Origin of the sequence: Pseudoalteromonas sp. BSi20652, assembly GCF_000239855.1 — a bacterium.
GTDB lineage: Bacteria > Pseudomonadota > Gammaproteobacteria > Enterobacterales > Alteromonadaceae > Pseudoalteromonas.
Window position 1 is genome coordinate 59399 of record NZ_BADT01000169.1, and the last position, 9924, is coordinate 69322.

Annotated in this window: 9 protein-coding genes and 1 pseudogene; 2 read left to right on the forward strand and 8 right to left on the reverse strand. The window is 38.2% G+C overall.

What is annotated here, in order from left to right:
* Window positions 1–14 precede the first annotated feature (14 nt).
* From tatC to P20652_RS05175, 7 genes are all read right to left on the reverse strand, one after another.
* Window positions 15–755 carry a twin-arginine translocase subunit TatC gene (gene tatC / locus P20652_RS05205; RefSeq protein ID WP_008170655.1) on the reverse strand — a complete coding sequence of 247 codons (741 nt, stop codon included), beginning with the start codon at window positions 753–755 and terminating at the stop codon, window positions 15–17.
* Window positions 756–803: 48 nt separating this feature from the next.
* On the reverse strand, window positions 804–1136 hold the full coding sequence (tatB, locus tag P20652_RS05200; RefSeq protein WP_008170656.1) for a Sec-independent protein translocase protein TatB: 333 nt from the start codon (window positions 1134–1136) through the stop codon (window positions 804–806).
* Between the two features lie 5 nt (window positions 1137–1141).
* The gene (gene tatA, locus P20652_RS05195) at window positions 1142–1384 is read right to left on the reverse strand and encodes a Sec-independent protein translocase subunit TatA (RefSeq protein ID WP_008170658.1); all 243 of its coding nucleotides are present in this window, start codon (window positions 1382–1384) and stop codon (window positions 1142–1144) included.
* 80 nt (window positions 1385–1464) lie between these two features.
* Entirely contained in the window at window positions 1465–3066 is a 1602-nt protein-coding gene (gene ubiB, locus P20652_RS05190) for a ubiquinone biosynthesis regulatory protein kinase UbiB (RefSeq protein WP_008170659.1), read from the reverse strand.
* Window positions 3067–3075: 9 nt separating this feature from the next.
* Window positions 3076–3759, reverse strand: a complete 684-nt coding sequence (locus P20652_RS05185; RefSeq protein ID WP_008170661.1) for an SCP2 domain-containing protein — start codon at window positions 3757–3759, stop codon at window positions 3076–3078.
* Between the two features lie 11 nt (window positions 3760–3770).
* Complete coding sequence (gene ubiE, locus P20652_RS05180) at window positions 3771–4526, reverse strand: bifunctional demethylmenaquinone methyltransferase/2-methoxy-6-polyprenyl-1,4-benzoquinol methylase UbiE (RefSeq protein WP_008170663.1); 756 nt, start codon at window positions 4524–4526, stop codon at window positions 3771–3773.
* An 83-nt stretch (window positions 4527–4609) separates the two neighbouring features.
* Window positions 4610–5596, reverse strand: coding sequence for a GGDEF domain-containing protein (locus tag P20652_RS05175; RefSeq protein WP_008170665.1), 987 nt, complete (start codon window positions 5594–5596; stop codon window positions 4610–4612).
* 357 nt (window positions 5597–5953) lie between these two features.
* On the opposite strand from P20652_RS05175, the gene P20652_RS05170 reads away from it, so the two are divergent.
* Together P20652_RS05170 and P20652_RS05165 are read left to right on the forward strand one after the other, a co-directional pair.
* Window positions 5954–7735 carry a DUF885 family protein gene (locus P20652_RS05170; RefSeq protein ID WP_008170667.1) on the forward strand — a complete coding sequence of 594 codons (1782 nt, stop codon included), beginning with the start codon at window positions 5954–5956 and terminating at the stop codon, window positions 7733–7735.
* A 170-nt stretch (window positions 7736–7905) separates the two neighbouring features.
* Window positions 7906–9387 carry an FMN-binding glutamate synthase family protein gene (locus P20652_RS05165; RefSeq protein ID WP_033017725.1) on the forward strand — a complete coding sequence of 494 codons (1482 nt, stop codon included), beginning with the start codon at window positions 7906–7908 and terminating at the stop codon, window positions 9385–9387.
* A gap of 47 nt (window positions 9388–9434) precedes the next feature.
* On the opposite strand, the pseudogene P20652_RS05160 reads toward P20652_RS05165, so the two are convergent.
* A pseudogene (locus P20652_RS05160) lies at window positions 9435–9924 on the reverse strand (S-methyl-5-thioribose kinase); the annotation flags it as partial.

The window sequence follows — 9924 nt, forward strand, 5'->3', positions numbered from 1 at the left end:
AGTTTTTTTTCATTTTATTCCTCAATTTCTTTTTGTGGTTTAGCGGTATAAAATTTTGCTAAAATTAGACCTAATTCAAACAAAAGAAGCATAGGTATCGCTAATAATGTTTGTGATAGTACATCGGGTGGTGTTAAAAACATCGCGATTACAAAAACACCCACGACGATATAAGGACGTTTTTCTTTTAAGCTTTCTATCGTTGCTGCACCACTCCAGCATAGCAGCATAATGGCCACTGGAATTTCAAATGCAACACCAAATGCAAAAAACAGTTTTAACACAAACCCTAAATAGCTACTTATATCCGGCGCAAGAGTCATCATTTCTGGACCTACACTTGTAAAAAAGCCTAAAATAATCGGTAGTACCAGGAAGTAGCAAAATGCAATCCCACCATAAAATAATATTATACTTGATGCGAGGATTGGCATTAACATGCGTTTTTCGTGTTGATATAAACCGGGTGCTATAAACCCCCAAATTTGATGCAATATCCATGGAATCGACCCAAATAAAGCCACAAACAACGTTAACTTAAAGGGGGCAAAAAATGGTGCGGTTACATCAGTGGCAATCATGGTTGCAGTACTTGGCAAGTGAGCAACCAGCGGTGCTGCAACAAATGTGTATATATCGTTGGAGAAATATACTATTGCAAGAAAAATAACGAAAATGCTTAATAGTGCTTTTATAAGCCGATCTCGCAACTCAATCAGATGAGCTACAAACCCTGATTTTTCTTCCTCAGCCATTATTTTTTATACCATGTAGTAAGTTGACCACGAAGTGAGAAATTAATTTCACTTTTTTTCATCAATAGGGTGATTATTAGGTGTGTCAGTATGATTTTTTTTATAACTATGGGTTACTGATTGGGCTGCTTTTTGTAATTCACTCAATGAATCTTGTAGCTCAGGGCTTAAGTCTTTTAAATTTTGTTGCTCGGCTTTTTTTAGATTTTCGTGTAATTCGTGTACACGTAACTCTTCACTTATTTCAGCTTTTACTGAGTTAGCCAGAGATTTAGCTGTTTTTACCCAGCGGCTCACAGTTCTAATAGCCACTGGTAGGCGTTCAGGACCCAGCACAACTAAGCCAACAATAAAAACAATAACAAGCTCCCACATTCCCATACAAATTAAACCTTGTTACTGTCTTTAGTTTTTTCAGTATTAACTGATTCGCTTGGAGCGGAGCTTTCTGATTTTTGAATTTGTTCGGCTGCGTCTTTATCCGTACTTTTTTCATCAGACATTGCTTTTTTGAAGCCTTTAACTGCACCACCCAAATCACCACCAATACCGCGTAATTTCTTAGTGCCAAAAAGCAAAACTATAATTGCTAAAACAACCAATAATTGCCAAATACCTATAGAGCCCATGGTTTTCTCCAATCTATAAAATAATTAAATGTATATTTTAAATACTAATTATACGCCCACTAGCGTAAATAGCACTTAGTTTATTCGCTACACCATGCTGCTATAAAGGCAGCTGTAGAGCAGGTTATTGCAATACTTGCGGCTACCAAATCGTGTTGTAGGTAGCAAAGCGCCGAGATAATCATAGCAGCACTACCAAACAAACTTAACACTAAAGGTTTATGAGATGCCTTTTGTACCTGTATTTGTGTGTGTGGTGCACGCTTTAAATTTTGATAAATTAAATCAGGCAGTTCGGGCATTTTTTCTGCCCAAAAGGGCAAATTAGCATACATTTTTTTCAATACTGATAGCGGTCCAACTTGCTGCTTAACCCAATCTTCTAAAAACGGCTTTGCTGTTTTCCATAAATCTAATTGTGGATAGAGCTGTCGGCCTAAACCTTCGACATATAATAACGTTTTTTGCAGCAGTACTAACTGAGGCTGTACCTGCATATTAAAGCGGCGGGCAGTATTAAATAAATTAACGAGTACATGACCAAACGAAATTTCAGCAAGGGGCTTGTTAAATATAGGCTCGCAGACGGTGCGAATCGCAAATTCAAATTCTTCAATGCTTGTATCGTACGGAACCCAGCCTGAATCTACGTGTAACTGTGCAACTTGACGATAATCACGATTAAAAAAGGCGATAAAATTTTCAGCCAAATAGCGCTTATCTTCTTTGCTAAGTGTGCCAACAATACCGCAGTCGATACCTATATATTTAGGGTTTTCAGGATGCTCACGCGATACGAAAATATTACCAGGGTGCATATCAGCATGAAAAAAGCTGTCTCTGAACACTTGTGTAAAAAAGACTTCTACACCGCGTTCTGCAAGTAATTTCATATTTGTGTTTTGTGCCAGTAATGCATCCGTATCAGAGACAGGTATACCGTAAATACGCTCCATTACTAATATATTATGTCGGCTATAGTCGCTATAAACTGCAGGGATATAAAGCGAGTCAGAGTCTTCGAAGTTACGTTTTAGTTGAATGCCGTTAGCACCTTCTCGCATTAAGTCGAGCTCATCAAGCAGTGTTTTTTTATATTCTTTAACCACTTCCACTGGGCGTAGGCGTTTTGATTCGTTATGTACTTTTGCAAGTGCCTTGGCGAGTTTTTCCATTAACGCTAAATCAGCATTAATTTGCTCGTAAATATTGGGTCTAATAACCTTAATGACTACATCTTGCTCAATGTTTTGCTCATCAATAAGCTTTGCTGTATGTACTTGCGCTATAGATGCAGAGGCCAGCGGAGTTTGTGAAAATTCACTAAACAGTTCGCTAATATCATTAATATCGAGTGCTTGTTCAATTATTTTTTGTGCAAGTTCGCCTTCAAATGGCTGAACTTGATCTTGTAAAAACGCAAGCTCTAAAGCGATATCATGAGGAAGTAAATCACGACGAGTAGAGAGCATTTGGCCAAATTTGATCCAAACAGGACCAAGCTCTTGTAGTGCCAAACGTAAGCGTAGTCCTGCAGGTTTTTCTTTGTGCTGATTACGCAGCCAAAACAAACTGCCACGAGCTACTTTACCAAACCAAGGTATTTTATGTTTTGGAATTAGCTCGTCTAGCCCATAGCTAAGTAACGTTTTGGTGATGTTATATAAACGTGCAGTCGACACAAAAAATCCTTAGCGGGTGTTTGAAGGGAAAAAAGAGTTTAACAGGGTATTTATACGCTGCTCAACTGCAGCGACTTGACCTTTGAGTTCTCTATTTTTTTGTTTAAATTGCTCAAGTTCTAATGGATGAATAGTAATTGCGAGCTCATCTTGGCATAAACTTGTAAGCATGGTACTTATTTTAGTATTGGTTTTGCTGCTCGTTTGTTTTAGTTTTTTTAAGTGCAGATATAACTGCTGAGCGGGGGTATCGCCAATGTATCTAGAGAGCTGTTCAGGCCAATCAATATCAATGCCTGAAAACGCATTACTATAAGTTTGCGCAATATTTAAATCGCCTTGTAAGTCGAGCTTATCTTGACGAATTAATTGGGTAAGCATAGCTGGGTTTTTAAGCGCTAAAAGTGTGTCTATATCTGCGCTGATCATACAATTTGCGCTTTCGTTACTTTGAGTGCTGTATAAGTGTAATTGCTCAGCGCTATAAACAAGTTGAATGCTTTGTTGCCAATCTCTTATTTCAACCACTAAACGCTGATGTTTAACTGTGCCTAGCTTTTGAGATAATTGTGGGTCGAGGCTAAGTGCTTGATTTAGTATGCGCTCAATAAGCGAAAGTACAAAATTAGGTAACATAAAAAGTTCAGATGGCATTGCATCGTTATTACTTTTTGTTATTTTCTCAAGCGCCATAACTACTAGCCTTAGTATTTAAAACCACGATGAAGTGCAACAATACCACCGGTAAGGTTTTGATATGTTGTTTGTTCAAAACCAGCATCATCCATCATTGCTTTTAAAGTATCTTGATCGGGATGCATGCGAATTGATTCAGCTAAATATTTATACGATTCACTGTCGTTAGCAACTAGCTTGCCCATTGTTGGTAATAAATTGAATGAGTAAAAATCGTAAGCTTTGCTAAGTACTTCATGCTCAGGCTTAGAAAATTCTAATACGAGTAAACGACCACCTGGCTTTAAAATTCGGTACATAGAACGAAGCGCTTTGTCTTTATCGGTTACATTACGCAAACCAAAAGCAATAGTGATCACATCAAAGCTGTTATCTGGGAATGGCAGCATTTCGGCATTCATTTGTACGTAGTCAATATTGCCTACTAACCCAAGGTTGTGCAGTTTTTCACGGCCAACTTTAAGCATTGATGAGTTGATATCACCTAAAACAACTTGACCTGTTTCGCCCACTAACTGGCTAAATTTAGCGGTTAAGTCGCCTGTACCGCCAGCTAAGTCAAGTACATGATGACCTTTGCGAACACCAGAGCTGGCAATTGTTTGACGTTTCCATAAGCGATGCACACCAAAAGACATTAAATCATTCATTACATCGTATTTTGCTGCGACTGAGTGAAATACGTCTGCAACCATTGAGGCTTTCTCGTTCTCGGCTACTGTTTTATAGCCAAAATGCGTTGTTTTTTCAGGTGTTTCGTTCATGATCAATCTCTATCGTGGCAATAAACACTAGTGTACTTTATTGTGTACTGCAGGCGCAATTTGAATATGATTTATCAGGTGACTTATTGCCCTGCGGTAAAGCAGCTTTGCCCAAGTGAGCGTGCTTTAAAGGCGGCTTGAGATGCTTTTTTGGCTAGCTGATTAAAATCATCCAACTTATCATGTTGCGCAATACCTAACGATAAATTAATTGTAGGAAGTTTTGCGCCTGTTTTTGAGCTAACAAAACGCAGCTTTTCTACGCCATTACGTACTTTTTCAGCAATTACGTTAGCCGTATTAGGATCAATATCAGCTAATAGTACGGTGAATTGAGCTTTAGCTGTGCGCCCCGGTAGACCACTTTGAAATACGTATTTTTGAACTTGCTTTGCTACTTTATTTAAAATAACTTCGCCAATAATATCGCCGTAGTTATCAACAAAGTGATCTAAGTTGTCAATTTGAATCGCTATTGCACAAATAGACTTTTGTTGATTAGTCCACACTTGGGTTTGTTGCGTTAAATAATGGCGCTTATAAAGCCCTGTTTGGCTATCAATAATATGTTGCTTACGTAGCTGAGTTAGCTGCTTTTGTGTTTTATTGTGCAATTGCTTAGCTTTACTAAGTTCTTGCTTAAACTGCTTGTGTTGGTTGAGTAATTCGACAGTTTGGCTATTAAGCAACTCAAGCGCTTGGCGGCTTTGTTCTATGTTGTTTTCATCCAGCGTATGTACACATTCACTTACTTGGCCTGCAAAACGCATAATTTGTTTTTCTGTATTTTCTGCATTTTTAGAAAGTGAGTTTATTACACCGTCTACGTTTTGAATCATCGACACTTGTGTTGTGTGTCCTGCATTTAAAAATTCAAAATATAATTGTTCAATTAATACGCTATCAATATTTTCATCAGTTGCTATGGCACGATCTAATGCTTTATTTAGCTTTACATCTACTTGGCTTGTATAAGTATATATAACTTGATAATTCAGCGGCGTAGGTGGGAGTGCATAACGCTCTAAAAAAACACACACTTTAGTCATTTTTTCTTGAGCAATAGCCATGGAATCATGGAACATCATTTTTTATATACCAACTAAGTACGCATAAGTGCAAATTTAAATATCTCATTCCATGAGGCGGTTATGCGTCCGAGCTATTTATTATTTTTACTACAGTAATCGTTATGTGCGTCATTTAAAAGTAAAAACAGAAGTAAGGGAACTTAAATTTCATTTTAGCGGCTTGATAGCTGTTTTTCTCATCAATTAAGCTTATTATTGACTCTGTTAGTGTCGCTTATCACTTTAATACACTTGTTTTTAGTAAAGTTTATTAATTAAAGTTGGTCTCATTTACTTGCTATTTATTTAGCCTGCGATAGCTTTGTGAAATTAATAACACTGCTAAGTTACATTATAATGAATCATTTTTTTATTAAGCCACTTCGTCAATCTTTATTTGGTATCACCGTTTTGTGCTCATTAAGTGCATGCCAAGTGACAATGCCAAATCCCGATCAACAATTTACTCAGGTAGCTAAAAGTATTGTTGATTACAGAGCAAGTGTAAATCCTTATAGCAATACAGAAGGTGTTAAAGGCTATTTGTTACCAAATTTATCAGCTGAATTTTTGGCACAAAAATATAAAAGTAAAGTGCGTCTACTTGCAGACCTAGACTCAGTTAACATTGCAAAGTTAAGTGACGAAAATCAAATTAACTTCAATATAATTCGAGCTCAAGTGCAAAACAGTGTCGATGAATATGCATTTAATGCGCACTATATGCCGCTCACCTCTGAATATGGGTTTCATTCTGGTTTGTCGTACATAATAAACAGCTCTCAATATAAAAACCCGGAAGATTACCAAATGTATCTTGCACGATTGGCGCAAGTTCCACGCTTTTTTGAGCAAAACATGTATTGGATGAAAAGAGGGCTTGATACAGGGCTTACTCAACCTAAGGCTGTATTGGAAGGTTATGAAGATTCAATTAATGCTTATATTGTTGACGATGTAACTACATCTGAGTTTTATAAACCTTTTTTAACTAATACAGCAGGTTTGAGTGTCAGTGAATTTAAAGCGCTACAACAAAAAGCTAAAAACATTATAAAAAAAGAGGTTATACAGTCTTATAAAAATTACTTAGTGTTTTTCACACAGCAGTATCGACCTAATGCACGCACAAGTATTGGCATATCAGAAACCCCTAATGGCGAGGCCTTTTATAAAAACAGAGCTAAGTATTACACCACTACCGACATGACACCAAAAGAGATCCACGAGCTAGGCTTAAAAGAAGTTGCTCGTATTCGTGGTGAAATGGAAGACGTAATAGCAGAGGTAGGTTTTAAAGGCACGTTTGCCGAATTTATCCACTTTTTACGTACCGATCCACAATTTTATGCCACAACACCAGAGCAACTTTTAAAAGAAGCAGCTTATATCGCTAAAAAAATGGATGCACAACTGCCTAAGTTATTTCATACCTTACCGCGCAAACCTTATGGTGTAGCACCTGTGCCAGCCAGTATTGCTCCTAAATACACAACAGGACGATACTCTGGCTCTAATCGAGATGATGAAGCAGGGTATTATTGGGTAAATACTTACGCTTTGGATAAGCGTCCTTTGTATGTTTTAGAGGCGTTGACTCTACACGAAGCTGTACCAGGTCATCATTTACAAATATCACTCAATGCAGAGCTAGAAAGCCTACCTAGTTATCGTCGTGATGCTTATCTTTCGGCATTTGGTGAAGGTTGGGGGCTTTATTCAGAATACTTAGGAATTGAAGCTGGCTTTTATGAAAATCCATACAGTCGATTTGGTCGTTTAACGTATGAAATGTGGCGAGCGGCACGTTTAGTTGTTGATACGGGTATGCATATGTATGGCTGGAGTCGCCAGCGTGCCATGAACTTTATGAGCGAAAACACAGCACTTTCGCTGCATAACGTTAAAACAGAAACCGATCGTTATATAACATGGCCTGCACAGGCGCTTTCGTACAAAATAGGTGAGCTTACTATTAAGCGTTTACGGGCTGAGGCAGAACATACACTAGGGAAAAGCTTTGATATTCGTGAATTTCATCATCAAATATTACGTCATGGTTCAGTGCCTTTATCAGTGCTAGAAACACAAGTACGCATGTATATAAAAAATGAATCAGTTAAGCTGCAGAGTAAATAAGTATAATTTTAAAAAATAGGTACTGAGTTGTTTTTATAGCTATTTAAGTTACTGGTGTGTTGGTAAGTATTTATTTAGGCAAGCAGGTTAGTAATTATGATGAGTCATTTAGTTCATTTAAACGGTCAGTATTTATTAGGTATTATTTTAAAAATCACCAAGGGTCATAAATGAGCAATTTTATAATGTTTAGTATCGATATATTTGCAAGTATGTTTATAGTTGTACTCGGGTTCGTTGTGCTTACTGTTATTATTTTTTATATTCGAGATGTAACGCAAACAAAGCATGCTATTAGACGTAATTACCCTGTTATTGGTCGCTTTCGATATTTTTTTGAACGCCAAGGGGAGTTTTTTAGACAGTACTTTTTTGCTCAAGATAGAGAAGAAATGCCGTTTAACCGCGCAGAGCGAAGCTGGGTTTATCGTGCCGCAAAAGATGTTGATCGTACGGCTGCGTTTGGTTCTACGCAAAGCTTAGAAGTAACAGGTACGGTTATGTTTATGAACTGTGCTTTTCCTACTCTAGATGAAGAGGCACTCGACCCTAGTAATGTCACTTTGGGTCCATACTGTAAAACACCTTATACAACTAATTCGTTATTCAATGTATCGGGTATGAGTTTTGGTGCGCTTTCAAAGCCAGCTGTACGAGCCTTATCAAAAGGGGCAAAACTAGCAGGTTGTTGGATGAACACCGGTGAAGGGGGGTTAAGCCCTTACCATTTGGAAGGGGGGGCTGATATCGTTTTCCAAATTGGTACCGCTAAATATGGGGTACGAGACGAGCATGGTAATTTAAGTACTGAAAAACTTAAAGAAATAGCGGCTCACGAACAAGTAAAAATGTTTGAACTTAAAATGAGCCAAGGTGCAAAACCAGGTAAAGGCGGGATGTTACCAGGGCGCAAAGTTAACGCCGAAATAGCTAAAATTAGGGGTATACCAGAAGGGCAAGATTCTATTAGCCCCAATGGTCATCCTGAAATTAAAAATCCAGCCGATATTCTCGATATGATTGCCACTGTACGTAACGCGACAGGTAAGCCTACAGGGTTTAAAGCGGTAATTGGTGCCTATGGATGGTTAGAAACGTTGTTCGCTGAGATAAATCACCGTGGGATAGAGTCAGCGCCTGACTTTATTACCATAGATAGTGCTGATGGGGGGACGGGTGCAGCACCGCAACCGCTTATGGACTCGGTCGGTTTACCACTGCGTGAAAGTTTACCGCTTGTGGTTAACATGCTTGAAAAACATGGGCTGCGAGAGCGTATTAAAATAATCGCCTCAGGTAAATTAATTGTTCCGTCAAAAGTTGCCTGGGCGTTAGCACTGGGTGCTGATTTTGTTGTATCGGCACGTGGTCATATGTTTGCACTGGGCTGTATTCAGGCAATGCAATGTAATAAAGATACCTGTCCAACCGGGATCACTACACATAATGAGCGTTTGCAACGCGGCTTAAATGTAGCTGATAAAGCGCAGCGAGTAGCTAACTATAATAAATACATTCATTACGGAGCTGGGCTAATAGCCCATTCTTGTGGTGTAACTAGTGCACGCGAATTAAAACGTGAGCATGTACGTATAGTGCAAGAAAGCGGTTTATCAGAACCGCTTGATAAAATTTACGAAAACTACAAGTAAGCTTTAACTAACTAAAAAAGGCGCTAATAGCGCCTTTTTTAGTGTTTTTAGTTTAATTGGCTTATTAATAAACTAAAAAATGCTTCTTTGTTGTCGCATGTTTGGGCATTCAAAATAAGTTGCTCGCCTAGTGCTAATGTTTGTTGTTGCACTATAAGACGCGCCTTCTCATCACCAATACTATCTATATCGGTTACATGTGCGAGCCCTATGGTGCGCCTAATTAACTCAGCACCACAATAACCAATGGCGTCTTGTAGTACCCCTTTTATAAAGTATTCACCGTAGCCTGTAACCTTTAGCGAATTATCAGTAGTGTGATCATTTATAAGCGTAAGCCAATGTTGTTCAAATAAGGTATAGCATTCAACAAGGGTGCTTAATAAGTGGGTTTGGTAATTACGACGAGCCACAAAATCTTCAATATGCCCGTATTGTGCGCAGTAATTTAAAAGTAAATTACCAATAAAAGATCCAATATCGAACCCAGCAGGACCAAAAAAACCAAACTCAGGATCGATCATCTTTGTATTATTA